21 protein-coding genes are annotated in these 22708 nt (G+C 68.4%); 4 read left to right on the top strand and 17 right to left on the bottom strand.

What is annotated here, in order from left to right; all coding sequences use genetic code 11:
- Positions 1-25: 25 nt before the first annotated feature.
- The 12 genes from FAB82_RS19020 to FAB82_RS19075 form a co-directional block, all read right to left on the bottom strand.
- On the bottom strand, positions 26-955 hold the full coding sequence (locus tag FAB82_RS19020) for an HTTM domain-containing protein (RefSeq protein ID WP_136536120.1): 930 nt from the start codon (positions 953-955) through the stop codon (positions 26-28).
- A complete protein-coding gene (locus tag FAB82_RS19025; protein WP_136536121.1) occupies positions 952-1359 on the bottom strand; it encodes a hypothetical protein in 408 nt (135 codons plus the stop codon). The genes FAB82_RS19020 and FAB82_RS19025 overlap by 4 nt, the downstream gene beginning before the upstream one ends.
- 111 nt (positions 1360-1470) lie before the next feature.
- Positions 1471-1866 carry a thiol-disulfide oxidoreductase DCC family protein gene (locus tag FAB82_RS19030; RefSeq protein WP_136536122.1) on the bottom strand — a complete coding sequence of 132 codons (396 nt, stop codon included), beginning with the start codon at positions 1864-1866 and terminating at the stop codon, positions 1471-1473.
- On the bottom strand, positions 1863-2672 hold the full coding sequence (locus FAB82_RS19035) for a shikimate dehydrogenase (protein ID WP_136536123.1): 810 nt from the start codon (positions 2670-2672) through the stop codon (positions 1863-1865). Before FAB82_RS19035 ends, FAB82_RS19030 begins: the two co-directional genes overlap by 4 nt.
- Positions 2672-3862: an endolytic transglycosylase MltG gene (locus tag FAB82_RS19040; RefSeq protein WP_246039732.1), complete on the bottom strand. Its 1191-nt coding sequence runs from the start codon at positions 3860-3862 to the stop codon at positions 2672-2674. The genes FAB82_RS19035 and FAB82_RS19040 overlap by 1 nt, the downstream gene beginning before the upstream one ends.
- A 96-nt stretch (positions 3863-3958) precedes the next feature.
- The gene (gene ruvX, locus FAB82_RS19045; RefSeq protein WP_136536125.1) at positions 3959-4438 is read right to left on the bottom strand and encodes a Holliday junction resolvase RuvX; all 480 of its coding nucleotides are present in this window, start codon (positions 4436-4438) and stop codon (positions 3959-3961) included.
- Positions 4439-4445: 7 nt separating this feature from the next.
- Positions 4446-7124, bottom strand: coding sequence for an alanine--tRNA ligase (gene alaS, locus FAB82_RS19050; RefSeq protein ID WP_136536126.1), 2679 nt, complete (start codon positions 7122-7124; stop codon positions 4446-4448).
- Positions 7125-7146: 22 nt separating this feature from the next.
- Positions 7147-7437, bottom strand: coding sequence for a hypothetical protein (locus tag FAB82_RS19055; protein ID WP_136536127.1), 291 nt, complete (start codon positions 7435-7437; stop codon positions 7147-7149).
- Between the two features lie 15 nt (positions 7438-7452).
- Positions 7453-7959: a DUF948 domain-containing protein gene (locus FAB82_RS19060; RefSeq protein WP_136536128.1), complete on the bottom strand. Its 507-nt coding sequence runs from the start codon at positions 7957-7959 to the stop codon at positions 7453-7455.
- A 163-nt stretch (positions 7960-8122) separates the two neighbouring features.
- Positions 8123-9202, bottom strand: coding sequence for an RNA-guided endonuclease InsQ/TnpB family protein (locus FAB82_RS19065; RefSeq protein WP_136536129.1), 1080 nt, complete (start codon positions 9200-9202; stop codon positions 8123-8125).
- Between the two features lie 173 nt (positions 9203-9375).
- Positions 9376-9954 (bottom strand): hypothetical protein, encoded by a 579-nt coding sequence (locus FAB82_RS19070; RefSeq protein WP_136536130.1) that lies wholly within the window; start codon positions 9952-9954, stop codon positions 9376-9378.
- Positions 9951-11318 carry a replication-associated recombination protein A gene (locus FAB82_RS19075; protein ID WP_136536131.1) on the bottom strand — a complete coding sequence of 456 codons (1368 nt, stop codon included), beginning with the start codon at positions 11316-11318 and terminating at the stop codon, positions 9951-9953. Before FAB82_RS19075 ends, FAB82_RS19070 begins: the two co-directional genes overlap by 4 nt.
- Before the next feature lie 171 nt (positions 11319-11489).
- Here FAB82_RS19075 and FAB82_RS19080 point away from each other — a divergent pair, with 171 nt between their 5' ends.
- The 4 genes from FAB82_RS19080 to FAB82_RS19095 all read left to right on the top strand — a co-directional run bounded on the left by FAB82_RS19080 (position 11490) and on the right by FAB82_RS19095 (position 16917).
- A complete protein-coding gene (locus FAB82_RS19080) occupies positions 11490-12527 on the top strand; it encodes an iron ABC transporter substrate-binding protein (RefSeq protein ID WP_211116683.1) in 1038 nt (345 codons plus the stop codon).
- Positions 12528-12586: 59 nt separating this feature from the next.
- Positions 12587-14113, top strand: a complete 1527-nt coding sequence (locus FAB82_RS28445) for an ABC transporter permease (RefSeq protein ID WP_136536133.1) — start codon at positions 12587-12589, stop codon at positions 14111-14113.
- Positions 14110-15099 (top strand): ABC transporter ATP-binding protein, encoded by a 990-nt coding sequence (locus FAB82_RS19090; RefSeq protein ID WP_136536134.1) that lies wholly within the window; start codon positions 14110-14112, stop codon positions 15097-15099. The genes FAB82_RS28445 and FAB82_RS19090 overlap by 4 nt, the downstream gene beginning before the upstream one ends.
- 84 nt (positions 15100-15183) lie before the next feature.
- Positions 15184-16917 (top strand): carbon starvation CstA family protein, encoded by a 1734-nt coding sequence (locus FAB82_RS19095; protein WP_136536135.1) that lies wholly within the window; start codon positions 15184-15186, stop codon positions 16915-16917.
- 81 nt (positions 16918-16998) lie between these two features.
- Here the strand turns inward: FAB82_RS19095 and FAB82_RS27585 are convergent, their stop codons facing one another.
- From FAB82_RS27585 to FAB82_RS19120, 5 genes are all read right to left on the bottom strand, one after another.
- Positions 16999-18402, bottom strand: a complete 1404-nt coding sequence (locus FAB82_RS27585) for a serine/threonine-protein kinase (protein ID WP_246039718.1) — start codon at positions 18400-18402, stop codon at positions 16999-17001.
- Between the two features lie 193 nt (positions 18403-18595).
- Positions 18596-20377 carry an aspartate--tRNA ligase gene (gene aspS / locus FAB82_RS19105; RefSeq protein ID WP_136536136.1) on the bottom strand — a complete coding sequence of 594 codons (1782 nt, stop codon included), beginning with the start codon at positions 20375-20377 and terminating at the stop codon, positions 18596-18598.
- 357 nt (positions 20378-20734) lie between these two features.
- A complete protein-coding gene (locus tag FAB82_RS19110; protein ID WP_168801670.1) occupies positions 20735-21241 on the bottom strand; it encodes an SAV_6107 family HEPN domain-containing protein in 507 nt (168 codons plus the stop codon).
- A gap of 264 nt (positions 21242-21505) precedes the next feature.
- Entirely contained in the window at positions 21506-21889 is a 384-nt protein-coding gene (locus FAB82_RS19115; protein WP_168801671.1) for a tetratricopeptide repeat protein, read from the bottom strand.
- A gap of 38 nt (positions 21890-21927) precedes the next feature.
- Complete coding sequence (locus tag FAB82_RS19120) at positions 21928-22536, bottom strand: hypothetical protein (protein ID WP_136536138.1); 609 nt, start codon at positions 22534-22536, stop codon at positions 21928-21930.
- Positions 22537-22708 lie beyond the last annotated feature (172 nt).

Raw genomic sequence — 22708 nt, forward strand, 5'->3', positions numbered from 1 at the left:
CCGGGGGCTACTGGTTTTCCGGCGGTCAGGACGCCAGCTCCGCCTCCTCCTTCGTTTCCGCGCCCTTGCTCTGCGCGGGCGGGACGGCGCCGTTGCGGCGAAGCCGGTTGCGGGCCTTGCGGGCCAGGTCGCGCGGGTTGATCCGCTCCAGCGGCAGGAAGCACGACAGGGCGAACACGTGCGGCAGGAAGCTGATGGTGACGGCCGCGAAGACGGTGATGTGGAAGCAGAAGAAGAACGCGACGATGGCGTACTGGATCTTCTTCCACTTGCCGACGAACAGCACGATCGGCGTCAGCAGCTCGAAGATGACGATGCCCCATTGCGAGGCCCGCAGCATCCACGGGTAGTCGAGCATCCAGGAGCTGAGATCGGTGCCGCGCCGCAGCAGCGCCCAGGTCAGGGTTCCCGAGTTGACCCACCCGAACCCGCCGTAGCGGAACTTCGCGAACGCCGACAGGAAGTAGGTGAAGACCACGGCGATCTGGACCAGGTTGAAGCCCCAGCCGACCCGTTCCGACAGCGTCTCGGTGTCGCCCCATTTCGCCTCGGGCATCAGCGGGAGCATGGCCAGCAGCATCATGAAGCCGAAGCTGGCGTGGTCGACCTTGCCGTAGGAGTTGGCGATGATCATCCACTCCATGTAGGCGGCCAACAGGATCCAGCCGAACAGGCGCGGCTTGTATCCGAACATCATCGGCAGCGCGGAGGCGAGGATGACGATGAGCGTGCCGGTGACGATCCAGTAGTTCGGGGCCGGGATCGGCAGGAGCCGCCCGATCATCAGCGGCTGGTAGAGCTCTTCGGGCACGAAGCGGTGCATGAAGATGTAGGGCATGTACGCCCACCACTCGACCATCAGGAAGACGCCGGCGAGGAAGCGCATGGCGGCGACGCGTCCGAGCGCGGTGGGCGGGAAGAACCAGTTCCGTGTCGCGGTCCTCAGCGTGGTCACGGCTGGTAGCCCTCCTCGTACCAGGCCACTTCGAGGACCTTCTCCTCGGCGCCGGTCTGGTAGCCGTCCTTGATCTCGTACCACCGGATGTAGATCTCGACGCCGACGATCTCGGGCCGGTCAGGGTGCGCGTTCTCGTAGGCCTCGGCGAGGTGCGCGAGCAGTTCGGGGTCCTCGCGGAAGCGGCCCAGCTGGCCTTCGAGCTCGGCGCGACGGAAGCCGGTCGTCTGGTCGTTGACGCCGAAGTGCTCGCCCTCGGTGTTGATGTACTCGAGGCGGGTCGAGTCGGCCCAGCCGTCGAGGTCCTGGGAGAACGAGTACATCTTGAAGGGCGTGAACGGGAAGTGGTCGTCCGCGCCCCAGAAGGTGGTGAGAAGGCAGAGGGCGACAACGGTGAGTGTCACGGCAACGCGTACGACTCGCCCAGTACGAGTCAGGGGTGCATTCCCGGTATGGTCGTTTGGCACCGGGACAGTATTACATAGCAGCGCAACCGCGATTTCCGCGAGCGAACCCTATTCGGCGGCGCTCAAACGGTCCCGTTCGGCCTGCGGCAGCGAGCACGCGGGGGTGCCGCCGGGCAGACGGTGACGGTTGCGGGCGATGAGCCGGTAGACGGGCCAGGCGGCCCACGAGACCGGCTTGAGCGAGGCGATCCAGCCGAGCGGCTTCCAGTACCACTGGGCGCGGCGCAGCAGGACCGCGATCGCGTCCGGCCCGGACTTGACGAAGCCCGGTTCGATCCACATGACGGCGTCCTCGGCGTCCTGCTGGGTGACGCCGAGCGCGTCGAGGTCCATCCACTGCCAGGGCTTGACGTCGGCGTCGTTCCGCACCCGGCGCTCGATGAACTCCGCGCTGGTGGAACAGAAGGCGCAGTCGCCGTCGTAGAGGAAGACCGGCTTCGTCATCTCAGCCTCGCTGCGGTGTAGAGGGCTTCGCGCATCGCTTCCACCGGGGCCTGTGCGAGCCCGGTGAACTGGGTCCACTGGCGGACCGCTTGGGTCAACAGTAGCTCCAGGCCGCTGAGCACCCGGGCGCCCTCGGCCTCGGCCGAGGCCGCCAGCGGGGTGGGCCAGGGGTCGTAGACGATGTCGAACAGGACGGCGCTGGGCTTCCAGTCGACGCGGAGATTGTCGGTGACGCCCTTGGGAACGGTGGAGACCACCAGGTCACTGCGGCCGGCGATGACGGCCTCGTCCCAACTCGCGGCGCGCAGTTCCAGACCGAGCCGCTCGGCTACCGGTTCGAGTTCGGCGATCGCCTCGGGGCGGCGCGCGAACACCGTGACGGACTTCGCATGCAACTGCGCGGCGGCCGCCAGGGCGCCCCGCGCGGATCCGCCCGCGCCGAGCACGGCGACCTCGTCGGCCGACTCCATGCCGATCTCGGCGAGCGCGTCGACCATGCCGGGCGCGTCGGTGTTGTCGGCCAGGCACCTCCCACCGCGCAGCACCAGCGTGTTGGCCGCGCCGATCGCCTCGGCCACCGGCGTGACCTCGTCGGCGACGACGAGCGCGATCTCCTTGAGCGGCATGGTCAGCGACAGCCCGGCCCAGGTCTCGTCCAGCGAGTCGACGAACGAGGCGAGCGACGGCTCGTCGCACTCGTGCCGGGTGTAGGTCCAGTCGGTCAGGCCCGCGGCGACGTACCCGGCGTTGTGCACGACCGGCGACAGCGAATGCGCGATGGGCTTGCCGAGTACTGCCGCCTGCATTACTTGATCATTCCATTCGCCTTGGCGGTTTCGACGTTGTCCTGGTGGTCGGCATAAGTTTCGGCGAACAGGGCCCGGCCGTCCTCGAAGGCGGTCACGAAGTACAGCCAATCGCCGGCCTCGGGCTTCGCCGCCGCTTCGAGCTGGACGGCACCGGGGTTGGAGATCGCGCTGGGCAGGTAGCCGGCTTTCTCCTTCGCGTTCGGCGCCCACGGGTTCTCACCGTCCTGCATGAGGGTCTCCCAGTCGATGTCCTCGCCGGAGGTGATGGGTTCTTCGCCGTCGAGCTGGCGCCCGTAGTTCCAGATCGCCTCGCTGTGGAAGCAGTTGCAGCGGATCTCGCCGCCGGTGATCCAGTCGAAGTTGACCCGGTTGTACATGGTCTGGGCGATCTTGGCGTCGTCTTCGGGAACGCCGGACTCGGATTGGACGATGGAGGCGATCTGCAGGGCCATCCACGGGTCGACCCGGTATTCGCCGTCGGTGGGCGGGTCGTACTCCTGGTCGGGCATGGAGAGCGCGCTGGGGTCGAAATCAGGGTCGGGGTCGGGGATGTCCTTGAGCGCGTCGAGGAATCCGATCTCATCGATGGTCTGGTTGAACTTGGCGACCATGGCCTTGAGCATGTCCTCGGCGGACCAGTCCTCGTTGAAGTCGTAGGTCGAGGGGAACAGGAAGCCTTCCACGGACTTCACCTGTCGCTCGCCGAAGCCCTCGAACCAGAGCGGGTCGACGCCGAGCGCCTCCGGGTCCTTCGCCGCCTCCTCGAAGTCCTCGATCGGGACGCCGGTGAAGTCGGAGAGCTGGGCGTAGACCTCCATTGAGGTGAAGCCCTCGGGGATGGTGGCGCCGCCGGCGACGCGGTTCGCCGGGTCGAGCAGTGCCGCCAGCGCGGCCACGCCCGACATCTCCTCCTGGAGGGTGTAGCTGCCCACCTGGATGGATTCGCCGGAGTTGCCGTCGTCGGAGGAGGCGTTCGTGAAGGCCCGCGCTGAGGCCACCACGCCCTCCTCGGCCAGCATGTCCCCGATGTCGGTGACGAACATGCCGTCCTTGATGTCCACGACGACTTCGGTGCCGTTGCCGGCGCCCTCGAAGTCCTCGGCGAGGAAGCGTTCCTTGATGACGTTGTTGTACGCCCACCACCCGCCGACGCCCAGGATGGCGAACAGGGCCACGACCACGGTCATGGCGATCAAGGAGGTACCCGATTCGCGTCGGCGGTGCCGCCGCGGCTCGTTCGCTTGCCCTTGTTCAGAGCCCAGTTCGCCGAGCATGATCTTGTGTTACCTCCGCCGATGGTCCAACCAGTTCTGGAGGATCTCCACCGCCGCGGCCTGGTCGACGATGGAGCGCTTCCGCTTTCCACGCACGCCGCTCGCGTTCAGCGCGCGGGTGGCGACTGCGGTGGTCAGTCGTTCGTCGGTCAGGGTAACCGGGACGGGAGAGACGTGGTCGGCAAACCGTCGCACCCAGTTTCGGGTGTGCTCGGCGGCCGGACCCTCCTCACCCGAAAGGGTAACGGGTAGGCCGACAACGATTTCGACCACATCGTATTCACCAGCAATTTCGCCGATTTCACGAATATCGCTGGGAATGTCCTCGCCGCTGGTTCGCATGTCGCGACGGACCGTCGCAACGGGCGTGGCGAGAATCCCATCGGGGTCGCAGACGGCGACGCCGACGCGGGCCTTGCCGAGATCGACGCCGAGACGACGGCCCCGCCGCCACTGGGTGGCGGCGGGGCCGGATTGTTCTTCGTTCATGCCGGGTTTACTCGGCGACCGCGCGCACGATGGCGTCGAGCAGCTGGTCGGCCTGCTCGGCGGGGACGCCACCGCCTTGGGCGATGTCGTCATTGCCGCCGCCGCGACCGGACAGGGCCGACTTGACGAGCTCGCCCGCGCTGAGGTGCTGGGCCTTCGCGGCGGCATTGACGCCGACGACGAGGCTGGCCTTGCCGCCGGCGGTCGCGACGACCGCCGCGACGCCCGGCTCGGCGTCGCTCAGGTGCGAGCGGATCTGCGTCGCGAGGTTGCGGACGTCGCCGCCCTTGGTCCCGTCGGGGGCCTTGACGACCGCGACGCGGACGCCGCCGATCTGCTTGGCCTCGGCCGCGTATTCGGCGGCCTTGGACAGCACGATCTGGCTGCGCAGCTGCGACAGCTCCTTCTCGGCGTCCTTGAGCTGGGCGATGGTGGTCTCGACGCGGTCGCGAACCTGGTCCGAGGGGACCTTGTAAAGACCGGCGAGCTGGTTCACCAGCGCGTGCTCGCGGGCGAGGAACTGGAAGGCGTCGATGCCGACCAGCGCTTCGACGCGGCGCACCCCGGAGCCGATGGAGGCCTCGGAGAGGAACTTGACCACGCCGAGCTGTCCGGAGCGGTCCGCGTGGGTGCCGCCGCACAGTTCGCGGGCGTAGTCCCCGACCTCGACCACTCGGACTTCCTCGCCGTACTTCTCACCGAAGAGGGCCATGGCGCCGAGCGCCTTGGCCTCGGCCATCGAGGTGGTGAACGCCTTGACTTCGAGGTCGCTCTCCAGGATCTCGTTGACCTGCTGCTCGGCGTCGTGGAGCACCGATTCGGGCACCTGGCCGGGCGTGTTGAAGTCGAAGCGGAGCCGCCCGGGCGCGTTCATGGAGCCGGCCTGCGTGGCCGATTCGCCCAGGAAGTGCCGGATCGCGGTGTGCACCAGGTGGGTCGCGGTGTGGGCGCGGCTGATCGCGCCGCGCCGGCGCCGGTCGATCTGGGCGAACGCGGTCTCGCCTTCGACGATGCCGCCCTTGATGACCTTGGCCTTGTGGACGATCAGACCGGAGACCGGCGACTGCACGTCGTAGACCTCGACCTCGCCGCCACCGACGGTGATGCGTCCGGAGTCGGCCTGCTGGCCGCCGCCTTCGGCGTAGAACGGGGTCGACTTGAGGACGATCTCGACCTCCTCGCCGATCTCGGCGTCGCGGACGCGGCCGCTTTGGCCGACGATGGCGAGCACGTCGGTCTCGCGCGAGTCCTCCAGGTAACCGGTGAACTGGCTTTCGCCGGAGACGTCGCGGATCTCGTGGTACACCGACAGGTCGACGTGCCCGCTCTTGCGGGCGACCGCGTCGGCCTTGGCGCGGGCGCGCTGCTCGCCCATGAGGCGGGTGAAGCCCTCGCGGTCGACCGCCAGGCCCTGCTCCTCGGCCATCTCCAGGGTGAGGTCGATCGGGAAGCCGTAGGTGTCGTGCAGTTCGAAGGCCTTCGAACCCGACAGGGACTTCCCGCCCTCCTGCTTGGTCCCGGCGACGGCCAGGTCGAGGATCTCCGTGCCGCGCTTGAGCGTCGACAGGAACGCCTCTTCCTCGTTGTACGCGTAGGAGGAGATGCGCGCGAAGTCCTCGGCGAGTTCGGGGTACGACGGGCTCATGCAGTCGCGGGCGACCGGCAGGAGCTCGGGCAGGGCCGGCTTGTCGTAGCCGAGCAGGCGAATGGCCCGGATGGCGCGTCGCATGATGCGGCGCAGCACGTAGCCGCGGCCCTCGTTGGAGGGCACGATGCCGTCGCCGATGAGCATGAGGCTCGACCGGACGTGGTCGGCGATGACGCGGAAGCGGACATCGTCGGGGTGGGACTCGGAGGCGGTCTGGGAGGTCGAGACGCCGTAGCGCTTCCCGGTGAGCTCCGAGGCCTTGTCGATGAGCGGACGGACCTGGTCGGTCTCGTACATGTTGTCGACGCCCTGGAGCAGGGCGGCCATCCGCTCCATGCCCATGCCGGTGTCGATGTTCTTCTTCGGCAGGTCGCCGAGGATCTCGTAGCCCTCTTTGGCGGGGCCTTCGCCTCGGATGTTCTGCATGAACACGAGGTTCCAGAACTCCAGGTAGCGGTCCTCGTCGACCTCGGGCCCGCCCTCGGGACCGTAGGCCGGCCCGCGGTCGTAGTACAGCTCCGAGCACGGCCCGCACGGGCCGGGAATGCCCATCGACCACATGTTGTCGACCTGGCCGCGGCGCACGATCCGGTCCAGCGGGAGCCCGATCTGCTTGTGCCAGATGTCGATCGACTCGTCGTCGTCGAGGTAGACGGTGGCCCAGATCTTCTCGCCGTCAAGGCCGAAGCCGCCCTCGGAGACCGGACCGGTGGTCAGGTCCCAGGCTTGGCGGATCGCCTCTTCCTTGAAGTAGTCCCCGAAGGAGAAGTTGCCGTTCATCTGGAAGAACGTGCCGTGGCGGGAGGTCTTGCCGACCTCTTCGATGTCGGGCGTGCGAATGCACTTCTGCACCGACGTCGCCCGCTTCCACGGCGGCGTCGCCTGGCCCAGGAAGTAGGGCACGAACGGGACCATGCCCGCGGGTACGAACAGCAGGTTCGGGTCGTCAATGGCCGGCAGGGGTGCGCTGGGAACCACCGTATGGCCGTTGGACTCGAAGAACTTCAGAAACCGGCGTCGGATTTCAGCGGTCTCCATGGGGCACCTCCCTCAGTGCTTGTTACTGCCGACCAGGGATGGTCTCAGCGTCGTATTCGTCTTCGTCTTCGAGCAGGGGAGTGATGTCCTCGCCTCGCTCGATCGCATCGAACAGTTCGTTCTCCTTGGCGCGCTTCGCCTCGGAAACGTCGGCCCAGAAAGCCCTGAACGATTCCTTCATTTCAGCACCGGCGCCGCTCACGCGGTCTGCGACCCCGCCGGGAGTGACCTTCTCGGCTGCCTTGGTCAGCTTTCGCACGACCACGACGCCGACGGCCACGCCGATGCCTACCCAGATCATCCGCTTGAACATTGCGTCTCCTCAAGCTTATTTCGCGCGCTTGCGGGCCTTGGCGGCCTGCTTGCGCTCGCGCTTGGTCTGCTTGGATGCCTCGACCATCCGGCGAACCTGGTCCTCGTCGACCTCTTGCCCGCGCTTCTTCACGGCCGAACGCAGTCCGAAACCGAACGCGGCGGCCTTGACCAGCGGCGAACCGACGGCGGCGGTGACCAGGGTCGTGATGTTGGCGACGTTCGAAGAGATGTGGGCGGCATTGCCGGTGATGGTCCCGACCTTCTCCAACTCGCCCTCGACCTGGCCCAACGAACCGTTGACATTGTCGACCGTGACGTTCAGGTTCCGCAGCAGCGGCCCGATCTCGTGGTCGACCTTGTCGAGAGTGCTGTTGACCCGGTTGAGCGTCGTGGTCGCCTTGGCGATCAATCGAAAGGCAAGCATGACGCACAACAGGAAGAACCCGAGTCCGGCGAGCAGAATGCCCACTTCCCACAGGCTTCCAGTGGTCCAGTCGGCTGCCAGCGTCTCCTCAGGCACAGTCTCCCCCTTGTGAATGAAGCTTCGGCCGCTTCAGGCGGAGCGGCTCAGACGAATTCCAGGTGTCGCGCTCGAACGGCGCGGTGTCGACCTTACCTTGATCAGACGGACAGACCACGCATTGGCATCCTCCCATCCCCCAGGGGGATGGGGATTCCAGTACTCACCGTGGTGGTGGGCGCTGAGGTTCACGGACGCTCGAACCCTGGCGGGCTGTCGTCCCTCCGGCACCGGTCGAAGACCGGGGGCGGGGTACCCCGCCCTGTCCTGCCGCGACGTTCATAGCTGCATTGGTGTCGGCGTTGCACGTGAACCCGCAGGAGACACAGGAGAACTCGGCTTGGCTCTTGCGCGAGTCCTTCTCGATCCATCCACAGTCGGAGCAACGCAGACTGGTATACGGGGCCGGGACATCCTCGACCCGGCCGGGCGCTTTCTGCTCGGTGCGGGTGCGCAGCAGGCCCCACCCCTGAGCGAGGATTGCCCGATTCAACCCAGCCTTCTGCGGAGAGCCCTTCGGGGCGCGAGCGGCACGCCGCTCGTGCTTCCGTAGCCGGGCGCACTCACGATCGTTCAACTGCGGGCAGGTGAGCTTCCGACCGTCCGACAAGGCGGCAGTGACCGCCACGCCCCGATCGACCCCCACCACTCCACCGGTACCCGGAGGATCGACCGATTCAAGGATGACGGCGAACGCCACATGCCACTGCCCGCGCCGCCAGGTGACCCGGAACGTCTTCGCCGCAGGAAGATCACGGCGAGTGAGCCGGAACCGGACCCACCCGCACCCGGGCACCTTCACCTGCACCCAACGCCTGTTCAACTTCTGCACCGCCACAGAGCGGGCCATGACCTGCTTGCCCTTGGCGTTCAGTTTCGGTGATCCGTCCGGCTCGAACTCGGGGATACGGTCGATCCCGATCACCCGGAACCCCTCGTGCCGGTACCGCTTCCGCCAACTCGGCTCACCGAACCCGGAAGTGAACCGGCGTTTCACCGCCTGATCGAAATCACGAAGTGCCTGCTGCTGCACCTCCGCATTCCCCTCACGCAACCACTCACTCGCGGCCCGAGCCTCGGTCAACTGCCGAGCCAGCTCCACATACCCCGGCGAGGCACCCTTATGCCGGGCCCAAAAGGAACGCTGCTCCACCGCGAGGTTCCACACATACCGAGCCTGCGCGCAGTGCAGCAACATCTGCTGCTCCTGCCCAGATGTCGGATACATGCGAAACCTTGCCATTACGCCAAGCTACGACCCGCCTGTGACAATCCCGCATGTCCGGACCCTTGATCAAGCAACAATGTGACCGGGATCGCCACGCTTGCCTATATCAGTCATTCAGCGACGAAATCACGCGCCCGTTCCAAGAGCGCAGTCGCTCCACTATCCATCGTCGGCGACACCCGGGTCGCCTAACGGGTGGCCTCCTGCGCGATCTGGCGGTCCTCGGCCAGCCGCGGCAGCGCCGCCTGCGAGGTCACCACGGCCGTCACCTCGGAGCCCACGCACAGCTCGTAGCGGTCCCCGCATTCGACCGGGACGACCCACAGCTCCAGGTACAGCTCGTCGCGCACGTAGCAGCCCTCTTCGCCCACGCCGCCGACGCACAGCTCCTTGTCGGCCGGAACCCAACCCGCCTCCAAGACGGCCTTCCAGTACTCGCGCGCCGTGTCCTCCACGGTCCCTTCGGAAGTCCAGGTGCGCATCCGCACCCGGCACTCCCCCAGGCACCAGCGGCTCCCGTAGGTCTCGTCGGAGACGCTCATGGCGGCCCAGGGGGGCACCTCGATCTCGTCGGCGGCCCGGCGCGTCGGATCGAGCGAGAACGCCCGGCCCGCCCACAGGACCGCGAGCACCAGCAGAATCGCGGATACGCCGATCGCCAGGACCGACATGCGCAGCCGCTCGATGCGAGAGCCGGTCCCCTCCAGCGCGGCCCCGAGCCGGTCGGACGGGCGGCGGCTCGGGCGCGGCGTCGGGTCCGGCGTCATCGTCCCTCGTCCCGCACGATGCGCCGCAGCTTCTCCAGCCGGCCCGCGATCTCGGCCTCCTGGCCGTGGCGGGTGGGCCGGTAGTAGTCGCGCCCGGCGACCACGTCGGGGGCGTAGCGCTGGGGGACGACGCCGCGCGGGTCGTCGTGCGGGTAGACGTAGGCCTTGCCGTGGCCGAGTTGAGCGGCCGACTTGTAGTGGGCGTCGCGCAGGTCCGGCGGCACGGGGCCGATCTTGCCTTTGCGGACGTCGTCGATGGCCTCGCCGATGGCGGTGGTGACGGCATTGGACTTCGGGGCGGTGGCCAAGTGGACGACGGCCTGGGCGAGGCCCAGCCTGGCCTCGGGCATGCCGATGCGTTCGACGGCGGTGGCCGCGGCGGTGGCGGTCTGGAGGGCGGTCGGGTCGGCCATGCCGATGTCCTCGGACGCGAAGATGACCAGGCGCCGGGAGATGAAGCGCGGGTCCTCCCCCGCCACGACCATGCGGGCCAGATAGTGCATCGCGGCGTCCACGTCGGAGCCGCGGAGGCTCTTGATGAGGGCGCTGGCGACGTCGTAGTGGCCGTCGCCGTCGCGGTCGTAGCGCACGGCGGCCGTGTCGATGGCGGCCTCGACGACCGCGACCGTGATCTGCGGTTCGCCCTCGGCGCCTGCGGTCGCGGCGGCGGCTTCGAGGGCGGTGAGGGACTTGCGGGCGTCGCCAGCGGCGGTGCGCACGAGGTGGTCGCGGGCGTCGTCGGTCAGGTGGACGCCGCCACTGAGGCCGCGCTCGTCCGCGACGGCGCGGTCGATGAGCTTGCCGATGTCCTCGTTGTCGAGCTCACGGAGGGTCAGCAGGACGCAGCGGCTGACCAGCGGGGCGACCACGGAGAAGTAGGGGTTCTCCGTGGTGGCGGCCAGGAGGGTGATGGTGCGGTCCTCGACGGCGCCGAGCAGGGAGTCCTGCTGGGTCTTGGTGAAGCGGTGGACCTCGTCGATGAACAGGATCGTCTGCGGTCCCCCGGTGCGGCGGATGCGGCGGGCCTCATCGATGGCGGCGCGCACGTCCTTGACGCCGGAGTTGAGCGCGGACATCGCCCGAAATCGCCGGTCGTCCGAGGTCGCGACGAGGTGGGCGATCGTGGTCTTCCCCGATCCCGGTGGGCCCCACAGGATCACCGACATCGGCTGGCGGCCCTCGACTACCTGCCGCAGCGGCGAACCCGCCGTCAGGAGATGGTCCTGGCCGACGAGCTCGTCCAGCGAGCGCGGCCGCATCCGGACCGCCAGGGGCTCGTCGCCCGAGGTCGATCCGGTGCCGAGTATTCCCGAGCCGGACGGCTCCGGCGGCCCGGCTAGTTCGAACAACCCTGGTGCATCCATGTCGCCATAAGCGTAAGCCATCTGCATGCGCAGGCCGAATCACCAGGAGTGCACGAGGCTTGACATAGGGCGCTCAAGAGATTAGGTTAGCCTCGCCTATTAATTTTGGTCTCGCGCCGTACACCGGCAGGCGCTACGAACGAAGGACGCCTAAAAACTATGCCCTTGCCCATGACCCGACGTGCCCTCGCCCTGCTCTCCGCCGCCGCACTGACCGCGACGATGGCCGCCTGCGGCTCCGACTCGGACGACTCCGAGACCGACGCCGAGAACGGCGACGGCACCGTCGTCCTGTACTCAGGCCGTAACGAAGAGCTCATCCAACCCCTGCTCGACGACTTCACCGAGGCCAGCGGCATCGAGGTCGACGTGCGCTACTTCGACTCCGCCGAAGCCGCCGGCCTCCTGCTCGAAGAGGGCGAACGCAGCCCCGCCGACCTCTTCCTCTCCCAGGACGCCGGGGCTCTCGGCGCGGTCTCCAAGGCCGGACTCCTCGGCGAGCTCGACCAGGAACTGCTCGACCGTGTCGCCCAGGACTACCGGTCCTCGACCGGCACCTGGGTGGGCCTGACCGGCCGCTCCCGCGTCCTGGTCTACGACCCCGCCCAGATCGACGAATCCGAACTGCCCGAATCGGTCTGGGACCTCACCAGCGACGAGTGGGCGGGCCGGGTGGCCATCGCCCCGCTCAACGGCTCGTTCCAGGCGTTCGTGACGGCCCTGCGCGTCGAGGCCGGCGACGAGGCCGCCGCCGAGTGGCTCGCGGACATGGCCGATGCCCCGCAGCGCGAGAAGAACGGCCCGATCGTGGAGGACATCGCCGCGGGCGAACTCGAGGCCGGGCTGGTCAACCACTACTACGTGTACGAGAAGGCCGCCGAGGCCGGAGTCGACCCCGCCGAATACGGCCCGGCGATCCACTACTTCACCGGGGGCGACCCCGGAGCCCTCGTCAATGTCTCCGGCGTCGGCGCGCTCGGCGACGCCGCGACCGACCCGGACGTCGCCGAACTGCTGGACTTCCTCCTGGCGACCGAGGCCCAGACGTACTTCGCGGAGACCACCTTCGAATACCCGCTCATCGAGGGCGTGGACGGCCCGGCGGGCCAGCCCGCGCTCGCCGAGCTGCAGGGCCCCGCGATCGACCTCAATGACCTCGACGACCTCGAGACGACCGTCCAGATGATCCAGGAAGCGGGGCTCGCATAAGCACCACGACTGCCGCCCGCAATCGAGCTGGGTCGAACCGCCCGCCCGGCGCAGTCCTCCTGCGCCGGGCGGGCGGCCGCTCGGCCTGGCTGTGGTGCCTGCCGGCGCTCACCGCGGCGGCGGTGCCGGTGGTCTACCTGACCTGGCGGACCGCCGAGGCCGGGGGCGAGGCGATCATCGAGCAGCTGCGGCGCCCCCGCCTGGCCGAGATGACCGGCAATACCCTGCTGCTCGCCGCCACCGTCACCGCCGCGTGCCTGGTGGTCGGGATCGCCACGGCGTTCCTGGTCTCGCGCACCGACCTTCGCTTCCGGGCCGCGGTGAACCTGTCCGCCTCGCTGCCACTGGCCGTGCCCACCTATGTCGCCGCCTTCGCATGGCGGGCGGCCTTCCCGGCGGTGGAGGGCTTCTGGATCTCGGCGCTGGTGCTGACCCTCGCCAGCTTCCCCTACGTCCACCTGCCGGTGGCCGCCGCGCTGAGCCGCTCGGACCCGGCGCTGGAGGAGCAGTCGCGCATCCTCGGCGACGGGCCGTGGCACACCTTCTTCAAGGTGACATTGCGCCAGGTCGCCCCGGCGGCCGTGGCCGGAGGCCTGCTGTGCGCGCTGTACGTGTTCTCCGACTTCGGAGCGGTCTCGATCCTGCGCTACGAGACGTTCACGACCGCGATCTACTCGGCCTGGCGTCTCGGCTTCGACCGCACCGGCGCGCTGGTCCTGGCCTCCGCCCTGGTGGTCCTCACGCTGGCGCTCCTCGCCGGCGAGTGGGCCGCCGCCGCGCCGGGGCGAAAATCCAAGCGCGAGAACGACTCCGGGCGCGCCCCGCTCCGGTTGCGGCTCGGCCGCACCGCCCCGGCCGTATATGTCGGGCTGGCGGGACTCGCGGCGCTGTCGCTGGGAATCCCCTTCTGGAGCCTGGCGCGGTGGACCCTCGACGGGGTCTCGGCGGCCGACCCGGCCGAGGTGTGGGCCGCGGCCTGGACCTCGCTGAGCCTGTCGGCCGCGGCGGCCCTATTGACGGTCGCGCTCGTCGTCCCGGTGGGGCTCTATGTGGCCCGCCACCGCGGCGCGCTGGCCGCCGCGACCGAACGCGCGGTCTACATCGGATACGCCCTGCCCGGCGTGGTCATCGGGCTGTCGTTGGTGTTCATGGCGATCAATGTCGACTGGGTCTACGAACGGTTCTACCAGTCCTCCCCGCTCCTGGTGTTCGGATACGCGGTCCTGCTGCTGCCCTTGGGGATGGGCGCGGTCAAGGCCAGCGCCGAGCAGGCCTCGCCGCAGCTGGACCGCGTGGCCGCCTCGCTCGGCGCGGGCCCGGTCAGGCGGTTCGCCACGATCACGCTGCCGCTCACGGCGCCGGGGATCGCGGCTGGCGCGGCCTTGGTGTTCCTGACGGCCATGAAGGAGCTCCCTGCGACCCTGCTGCTGCGTCCGGCCGGGACCGAGACGCTGGCGACTCGCCTGTGGACCTATACCGACGTGGCCGCCTTCTCGGCCGCCGCGCCGTACGCCGCGCTCATCGTGGCGGTCTCGGCGGTGCCGATCTGGTTGCTGAGCAGAAACATCGAAAGGAGCGGGCCGTGAGCGAGCTGAGCATCGAGGGCCTGCGCAAGTCCTTCGGCGGTACCGTCGCCCTCGACGGCGTGGACCTCCACGTCACCGAAGGCGACCTGGTCGCCGTGCTGGGCCCCTCGGGCTGCGGCAAGACCACGCTGCTGCGCTGCACGGCCGGGTTCGAGCGGGCCGACGCCGGTTCGATCTCGGTGGCGGGCAAGCGGATCGACCACCTGCCACCGCAATCTCGGCGGATCGGCGTGGTGCCGCAGGAGGGCGCGCTGTTCCCGCACCTGACGGTGGGTCGCAATGTCGCCTACGGTCTGCGGGGCGCGGCCAGGAGGAGCGGACGGGTCGCCGAGGTGCTGAAGTTGGTGGGTCTGGGCGGATTCGAGTCGCGGATGCCCCATGAGCTCTCGGGCGGCCAGCGCCAGCGGGTGGCACTGGCCCGCGCGATGGCCCCCAGGCCCGAGCTGATCCTGCTGGACGAGCCGTTCAGCGCGCTCGATGCCGGTCTGCGCCAAGTGGTTCGCGCAGAGGTGGCCGCGGCGCTCCGGGCCGACGGCGCGACGGCGGTGCTGGTGACGCACGACCAGGACGAGGCGTTGAGTCTGGCCGGGAAGGTCGCGGTCATGCGCGAGGGCCGGATCATCCAGTTCGCCGAGCCGCAGGAGGTCTACCGCTCCCCCGCCGACCCGTGGACGGCCTCGTTCGTCGGCGATGCGGTGTGGATCGACGCCGAAGTCCACGATGGATCGGCCGCGACCTCGCTCGGCGAACTCGCGGCCGACGCCCCCGACGGGCCGGTGCGCCTGCTGCTGCGCCCCGAGCAGCTGTGCCTGGGTGAGGGCGACCCGAACGCGACGGTCGCAGAGGTCGAGTACTTCGGGCACGACGCGCTGGTGAGCCTGGAGTTCAAGGACGGGCGGCGGCTGCGCGCGAGGGTGCTCGGCTCCGCTCCGTTCTCCGGGCAGGCGGTATCGGTGACCGTCAATGGAAAGGCTCGCGCTTTCTAGCCATTGACAAGGTGTTTCAAGGGATTTACGGTGTCCCTACTGCCCAGTTGCACAGATCACACAACTGTATGAGGAGACCGGATCATGCCCGCCTTCGTCTTGGCCATAGCGGTCCTCTCGCTATTTGCCTGCGGTTTCATCTTCTACTCCCGCTACCTCTCCCAACGGGTCTATCGGCTCGACCCCGATTACGTCACGCCGGCTCACCGGTTCAATGACGGCGTCGACTTCGTCCCCACCAATAAACACGTCCTCTTCGGACACCACTTCACCTCCGTGGCCGGGGCCGCCCCCATCGTCGGTCCCGCCATCGCCGTCTTCTGGGGCTGGCTGCCGGCGCTGCTGTGGATCGTCGTCGGCACCATCGTCGCCGCCGGCGTCCACGACTTCGGCTCGCTCGTACTCTCGGTGCGCCACCGCGCCAGAGGCATCGGCACCCTGACCAAGGACGTCATCGGCCCCCGCGCCGGAACCCTGTTCCTGGTCATCATCTTCTTCCTGCTCACATTGGTCAACGCCGTCTTCGCGGTGGTGATCGGGAATCTGCTGGTGGCCAATCCGGGGGCGGTGATCCCGATCTTCGGCGAGATCCCCATCGCCATCGCCATCGGCTTCTACGTCTACAAGAGGCGGGGTGCCGCCCTCATCCCCAGCCTGCTGGGCGTCGCCGCGCTCTACCTGCTCATCTGGGTCGGGCAGGCCGTCCCGGTCGACATCGCCCCGCTTGCCGAGGGCCTCGGCATCGAGCAGACCCGCAACGTGTGGATCGTGATCCTGTTCATCTACACCTTCATCGCCTCGCGCATACCGGTGTGGATGCTGTTGCAGCCCAGGGACTACATCAACTCCCACCAGCTGTACGTCGCCCTCGCGGTCGTGCTGCTGGGCGTCGGGGTCGGCTGGAACACCATGGTCGCGCCCGCCCTGAACACCGTCCCCGAGGACAGCCCGAACATCTTCCCGTTCCTGTTCATCACGATCGCGTGCGGCGCGATCTCTGGCTTCCACTGCCTGGTCTCGTCCGGCACCACCGCCAAGCAGCTCGACAAGGAAACCGACGCCCGCTACGTCGGCTACGGCGGGGCCATCGGCGAGGGCGTGCTGGCACTGTGCTCGATCCTCGCCGTAAGCGCCGGTGTCGCTGCCACCCAGGCGGACTGGGACACCCTCTACCCGGACTTCGCGACCGCCTCGGGCGGTGCCGTCGGCAACTTCGTCAACGGCGTCGCGGTCTTCGCGAGCAATATCGGGATCCCGATGGACTACGCGGTGATCTTCGCCGCCGTCGTCGTCATCTCGTTCGCGGCGACCACGATGGACACCGGGGTCCGGTTGCAGCGCTATGTGGTCCAGGAGATCGCGGAGCTGGCCGGTTGGCGGGTACTGAAGAACAACCTCAATCTCGCCGGACTCATCGCCGTGTCGATCCCGATGGCCTTGGCGCTCATGCCAGGCGGTGAGGACTCCGGCTACGCGTTCGGGGTGCTGTGGCAGCTCTTCGGCACCACCAACCAGCTGCTGGCCGGGCTGGCGCTGGCCGTCATCGCCGTGTGGGTGACCAAGCGGCGGTCGAACCCGGTCGCGATCCTGGTGCCGCTGGTGTTCCTGGTCGGCATGACCGTCTGGGCCCTGATCGTCAACCTGGGCAAGTTCATCGAGGCCGAGGAGTGGGTGCTCGCGCCCCTGGACGGGATCATCTTCGTGCTGGCGATCTGGATGATCATCGAGGCCGCCCGCGCCCTGGCCACGGCCTGGCCCGACCGGAAGGGACCGGCCCGCCCGGCCCCGTCGGAGGAGATGGAGGAGGTCGCCGACTAAGTCGCGCAACACTCTGCCCCAATAGCAGCGGCGGGGCCGTCGCACCATTTGGTGCCGCGGCCCCGCCGTTGGTCTCTGGCCCTAGTCTTCCGCCTCGGGGGTATCGCTGCCACCGCCGCCGCCACCGTCGTCGGTCGTCGGATCGGTGGGAGGCGGCTCCTCGGAGGTCGTCTCCTCAGCGGTGGTCTCCTCGGGGGTCGTCTCCTCCGGAGTCGTCTCTTCCTCGGTGGTGGGCTCTTCCTCGGTGGTGGGCTCTTCCTCCGTGGTCGGTTCCCAGTCGTCGGTGTCCTCCTGCGGCTCCTCGGAGGTCTCCTCCTCGGTGGGAGACTCAGTCTCGGAGGGCGATTCGGACTCGCTGCTGGTCGAGTCGGTGTCGACATCGCCGCGCGGATTCTCGTCGGTCCACGGGCTCCAGATGAGCAGGACGATGAGGATCACCGCGGCGGTGACGGCACCGGTGATGGCCCAGGCCGTGGCATGACCCTTGCCCTTCTGGTCCTGGGCGATCTGGCCGGTCGGCTGCTCGGCCGTGATGGAGTGGGGCTGCGTGTTGTAGGCACCGGCAGCGGCGGCGCCGCCACCGAGCATCGTGGTCGCGTCGGAGCCGAGGAACTGGGTGGCGCCGTCGGGCGGGGTCGACGGGACCGGGATGCCACCGGTGAGGACCCGGCCCTCGCGGGCCGAGATGGCCATGTCGGCGGCCGAGTTGAAGCGGGCGCGGGGGTCCTTCTGCAGCGATTGCAGGACGACCTGAGCGATGCCCGGCGGAATGTCGCGAGAGAGCGGCGGCGGGGCCTGCGTCATGTGGCCGTTCATGACCGCCACGGGCGTGTCCGAGACGAACGGCGGGCTGCCCATGAGGCACTCGTAGGCGACGACGCCCAGCGAGTACAGGTCGCTCGCGCCGGTGAGCTCGGCGCCGTTGAGCTGCTCGGGCGAGGCGTAGGCGAGCGTGCCCATGACCGTGCCGGTCTCGGTCAGCCCCGAGGCGCCGCGAGCGGCGGCGATGCCGAAGTCGACGATCTTCGCCACGCCGGTGGACTCGTCCACGAGCAGGTTGGCGGGCTTGATGTCACGGTGGATGATGTCGGCCCGGTGCGCCACCTCCAGCGCATCGGCGGCGGTCGCGACGATCCGCATGACCTCCTGGGGCGGAAGCGCTCCGCGGTCGCGCAGGATCTCAGCGAGGGAACGGCCGCGCACCAGCTCCATAATCAGGTAGGAGACGAGGCCGTCGGCGCTCTCCTCCTCGCCGTAGTCGTAGAGCGCGACGATGCCGGGCGACTGCAGGGCTGCGACGGCCCGGGCCTCCAGCTGAAAGCGGGTACGAAATTTGTCATTGCCGGACAGTCCAGCGTGGAGTATCTTAATAGCGACAGCGCGGCCGAGGCGGGTGTCAGTACCCTTCCACACCTCGCCCATGCCGCCTGCTGCAAGCCGCTCATCCAATCGATAGCGACCCGCCACCAAGGTCCCGCTCTGCACCTCGAACCCGCTCCTCTTACTCCTGCGTCGACCGGTTGTTAGATATACCAGGCAATGCATGAGCTCCGATCGCAACCCAGCGGTCTCCTACCGGCTGGAATCGCTTGAGGGGCAAGCGGGCGCATGCTAATCCACAACAAATGGGCGACGGCCCGAGCCGAGGGCTCGGGCCGCTCACTATGCCATCGTAGGGCTACTCGTCCAGCTCGTGTTCCTCCGACTCCGGGACGAAGTCGATTCCAGCCTCTTCCCGCTGCTCAGGGGTGATCGGCGTGGGAGCGGAGGTGAGCGGATCGAAGCCGCCACCGGTCTTGGGGAAGGCGATGACCTCACGGATCGAGTCGGCCCCGGACAGCAGCGTGCAGATGCGGTCCATGCCGAAGGCGATGCCGCCGTGGGGCGGGGCGCCGTACTTCAGACCGTCGAGCAGGAAGCCGAACTTCTCCTGGGCCTCCTCCTTGCTGATGCCGAGGAAGTCGAAGACGCGGCTCTGGACCTTCGAGTCGTGGATACGGATCGAACCGCCGCCGAGCTCGTTGCCGTTGCAGACCATGTCGTACGCGTAGGTGAGCGCGTTCGCCGGGTCGGCCTCGAACTTGTCGATCCACTCGGGGTTCGGCGAGGTGAACGGGTGGTGCGGGGAGGTCCAGCCGCCGTCGTCGGTGCGCTCGAACATCGGGAAGTCGACCACCCAGCAGAACGCCCACGCCTCGGGGTCGATGAGCCCGCAGCGCTTGCCGATCTCCAGGCGGGCCGCGCCGAGCAGCTCCTGGGCGTCGCGGCGGTCGGGCGAGGCGGCGAAGAAGACCGCGTCGCCCGCCTTGGCGCCGACGGCGTCGGCGAGTCCGGCCAGGTGCTCCTCGGAGAGGTTCTTCGCGACGGGGCCCTTCGGCTCGCCGGTCTCGGCGTTGAAGACGATGTAGGCGAGGCCCTTGGCGCCGCGCGCCTTGGCCCAGTCCTGCCAGCCGTCGAGCTCCTTGCGGGTCTGCGAGGCGCCGCCGGGCATGACGACCGCACCGACGTAGCCGCCGGCCTCGATCGCACCGGAGAAGACTCGGAACTCGGTGCCGCTCAGGTATTCGGTGAGCTCCACCAGTTCCTGGCCGAACCGCAGGTCGGGGCGGTCGGAGCCGAAACGGTCCATCGACTCGTGATAGGTGAGCTTCGGCAGCGGGCTCGCCATCTCGTAACCGGCCAGCTCCTTCCAGGCGGCGCCGATCAGGCGCTCGCTGAGCTCGATGACGTCCTCCTGCGTGACGAACGAGGCCTCGATGTCGAGCTGCGTGAACTCGGGCTGGCGGTCGGCGCGGAAGTCCTCGTCGCGGTAGCAGCGCGCGATCTGGAAGTACTTCTCGAAGCCGCCGACCATGAGCAGCTGCTTGAACAGCTGCGGGGACTGCGGCAGGGCGTACCAGGATCCGGGCTGAAGGCGGACCGGGACGAGGAAGTCGCGGGCGCCCTCGGGGGTCGAGCGGGTCAGCGTCGGGGTCTCGATCTCGACGTAGTCGTCTTCGGAGAGAAGGTTCCGGAAGATCTGGTTCGCCCTGGAGCGCAGGCGCATCGCTGCGGCGGGGCCGCTGCGGCGCAGGTCCAGGTAGCGGTGGCGCAGGCGCACGTCCTCGGAGACCTCGACGTGGTCGTCGATCTGGAACGGCAACGGCGCGGACTCGGAGAGGACCTTGAGCTCGGTGGCGTTGATCTCGATCTCGCCGGTGGCGAGCTTGTCGTTCACGCTCTCGGCCGGACGGCGGTTGACCGTGCCGGTGACGGAGATGCAGAACTCGTTGCGCAACTCGTGCGCGACTTTGGCGGCCTCGGAGTCGCGGAAGACGACCTGGACGACGCCCGAAGCGTCGCGCAGATCAACGAACTCCACCCCGCCGTGATCGCGGCGACGAGCCACCCATCCGGCGAGGGTGACTTGCTGGTCGACGTCAGCGGCACTCAAAGCGCCGGCGAGGTGTGTCCGATACACGGGCTCAATACTCCTCGGAGGTATCAGGTGGATGAACGGTGGCTGTTGGTCCCATTGTCAGGGTTCCCAGCACCAGCAGCAATCGTATATCCGCCCGCCTCGCGCCCCGGCACCCACGCCGCTGAGCAAGGCCCACCCCACAACGAGGCCGGGCGACCCGACTAGGAATGCGGGCCGGGCATCGCGCTGCGCGAGTGGGCTCGTTCAGTTCTTGAACGGGTGGCGATCGATCGCCACTTGCCTCGCGAGCAGGTTTCCCCATCAGGGCGCCGACGCGCTGCTGAGTTCCGACCTCAGTGCGCAAGCGCACAACTGTGCCCTTCCTTCAGCGCGCAAGCGCACTACTGCGCTTCTACTTCACCGCGCAAGCGCACTGAAGCCGAGCAACCTGACCACCACGTCGAGGAAACGGCGGGCGTCGGCGACGATCGCATCGGCCTCCTCGGCGGTCACGATGTCCGGGATGCCCGCTTGGGCGAGCACCCGTTTGCGCGCGGTTCTGGCGAAGTGGGAAGCCCACTCCTCCAGCTCGGGTGCGGCGCCCTGCAGGAGTTCCCAGGTACTCGATGGCCGTCCGGGGCGGCGTCTGCCGGCCGCGTCGCCCGCTCTCACTGCGAGCACCGCAACCGCCACACGCAAGGCGGCCATGTGCGCCTCGGCGTAGCGCTGGCCGGGTCGCGACTGTTCGGCGGCGTCGTCCAGGTCTTGGCGGGCGGTCGATAGCAGTTGCAGCGGCGAGCGGTTGGGGAGCTGGTCGGCGGGAATACGCAGACGGGAATTCGAGACCGTCCCAGCCTGGACAAGTCGCGCCGTGGTGACGCCGCGGCTCGCCGCTCTGGTGGAACCGGGTCGAGAAGCTGCCATGTCGGCCTCCTTAACCAATGTTCGAACTTGCGTTCGAGAGTTATGGAACCACAGGGGTACGACAATTCCAACCCCCAGCATTACCGCGAAGCACCGAAAAACTACGGACTGTCCAAGATTTGACAGTGAATACGTTGCCGCGCAAAGCAAAAGCGGGCCACGAATCTTTCGATTCGCGACCCGCTCGGGTCAGAAAATTCGAACACCTGACCGCGGTTCTGCGGTCCGGCTTCGAACAGGGCCCTCTCGGATCCGCTGCGGCGGCTACTCCGCGGCGATCTCGTCGATCATGCGCAGGTGTCCCCGTGCCTCGTCGGCCCGGTTCAGGCGCTCCAGCGTCCGTCCCAGCAGGCGGCGGGCGTAGAAGTCGGCCGGGTTGGCCTCGACCATCTTCTCGGCCAGCGCCAGCGCCTTGTTCAGCTGCGCCGACTTGAAGTAGGCACGCGCCGCCGTCAGCTGCACGTCCGGGTGGTCCGGGTGGTCGCGCAGCAGCGGCTCCAGGAACTTGAGCGCGGCCAGCGGGTCGCGCTTGGTGAGCATCTCCTCGGCGTCGCGCAGTCGCTGGGTCTCCTCGGGCACCTGGCGCTCGCGAGCGTCGGAGTCGATGAAGGCGGCGATCTGGTCGTCCGTGATTTGGTCATGGCGCATTCCGCGTCCAACGCCCTCCGGACGTGAGGCATTCCCGCTCATTCGTTGCGGAGGGCGGCTGAGACCACGATCACGAGTTGCAGCAGTCCCAATGCGGCCATGAGCATCCAGGCGGTGGTCGCGACAGTGACGGCGCCTTCGGTCCACTCGGCGAATTGCGGTCCGCCGGCGAGGGCGACGACGCCGGCCGTGCCGAAGCCGAGGGCGACGACGACTTCGCGGACCGACCGCTCCCCCAGCGTCGTCATGCCGAGGTCTCGCAGGCCGACCTGTCGCGCCCGCTGCCTGGTGAGAACGTACATCCAGGTGAGGGCGCCGGTGAGGGCGACGGCCCAGCCGGGCGCGCCGAGGAACCACAGGCCGAGCAGCCAGGCCAGTTCGGCGAGTCTGGCGGCGAGCGGTTCGAAGACCAGGACGCGCCGGGAGAGCCTGGTCGAGCGGGTCGCCAGGAGCGCGTACGAGGCGTCGGCGAGCGCGGTGATCCCTATGAGCGGCAATGCGACCAGGACGACGGGGCCGCCGATGAGGACGCAGGCGGGCACGAGGAGTCCGGCGGCGAGTCCGAGGCCGACCACCGCCCCGGGCTGGAATCGTGTTGAGAGGATCGCCCTGCCTACAAGGGAGTCGGCGGGCACACGGGTGCGCATGAGTGTTGTTCTAGCAGATGACATCGGGCGCGGGCGCACAGCGTCGGACATACTGGAGCACTCTACGTGTCGGGCGTGCTACGGCGACGGTTGAGTCGCCCACCCGACAGTTGAGTATGGAAGAGGCCAGCTGGGTGGTCGCCGATTGGGGAGGTCCGCAGTGCCCGAGGAT

Origin of the sequence: Glycomyces buryatensis, from assembly GCF_004912275.1 — a bacterium.
GTDB classification, from domain to species: domain Bacteria; phylum Actinomycetota; class Actinomycetes; order Mycobacteriales; family Micromonosporaceae; genus Glycomyces; species Glycomyces buryatensis.

Coding starts and splice junctions, on each gene's coding strand:
- FAB82_RS19110 (WP_168801670.1), bottom strand. CDS start 21,241: ATGGCAGCTTCTCGACCCGGTTCCACCAGAGCGGCGAGCCGCGGCGTC.
- FAB82_RS19055 (WP_136536127.1), bottom strand. CDS start 7,437: ATGTTCAAGCGGATGATCTGGGTAGGCATCGGCGTGGCCGTCGGCGTC.
- FAB82_RS19065 (WP_136536129.1), bottom strand. CDS start 9,202: ATGGCAAGGTTTCGCATGTATCCGACATCTGGGCAGGAGCAGCAGATG.
- FAB82_RS19040 (WP_246039732.1), bottom strand. CDS start 3,862: ATGACCGTGGTCGTGGCCCTGTTCGCCATCCTGGGCGTCGGCGGGTGG.
- FAB82_RS19115 (WP_168801671.1), bottom strand. CDS start 21,889: ATGCGCCATGACCAAATCACGGACGACCAGATCGCCGCCTTCATCGAC.
- ruvX (WP_136536125.1), bottom strand. CDS start 4,438: ATGAACGAAGAACAATCCGGCCCCGCCGCCACCCAGTGGCGGCGGGGC.
- FAB82_RS19070 (WP_136536130.1), bottom strand. CDS start 9,954: ATGACGCCGGACCCGACGCCGCGCCCGAGCCGCCGCCCGTCCGACCGG.
- alaS (WP_136536126.1), bottom strand. CDS start 7,124: ATGGAGACCGCTGAAATCCGACGCCGGTTTCTGAAGTTCTTCGAGTCC.
- FAB82_RS19080 (WP_211116683.1), top strand. CDS start 11,490: ATGACCCGACGTGCCCTCGCCCTGCTCTCCGCCGCCGCACTGACCGCG.
- FAB82_RS19095 (WP_136536135.1), top strand. CDS start 15,184: ATGCCCGCCTTCGTCTTGGCCATAGCGGTCCTCTCGCTATTTGCCTGC.
- FAB82_RS19035 (WP_136536123.1), bottom strand. CDS start 2,672: ATGCAGGCGGCAGTACTCGGCAAGCCCATCGCGCATTCGCTGTCGCCG.
- FAB82_RS19075 (WP_136536131.1), bottom strand. CDS start 11,318: ATGGATGCACCAGGGTTGTTCGAACTAGCCGGGCCGCCGGAGCCGTCC.
- FAB82_RS19120 (WP_136536138.1), bottom strand. CDS start 22,536: ATGCGCACCCGTGTGCCCGCCGACTCCCTTGTAGGCAGGGCGATCCTC.
- FAB82_RS19030 (WP_136536122.1), bottom strand. CDS start 1,866: ATGACGAAGCCGGTCTTCCTCTACGACGGCGACTGCGCCTTCTGTTCC.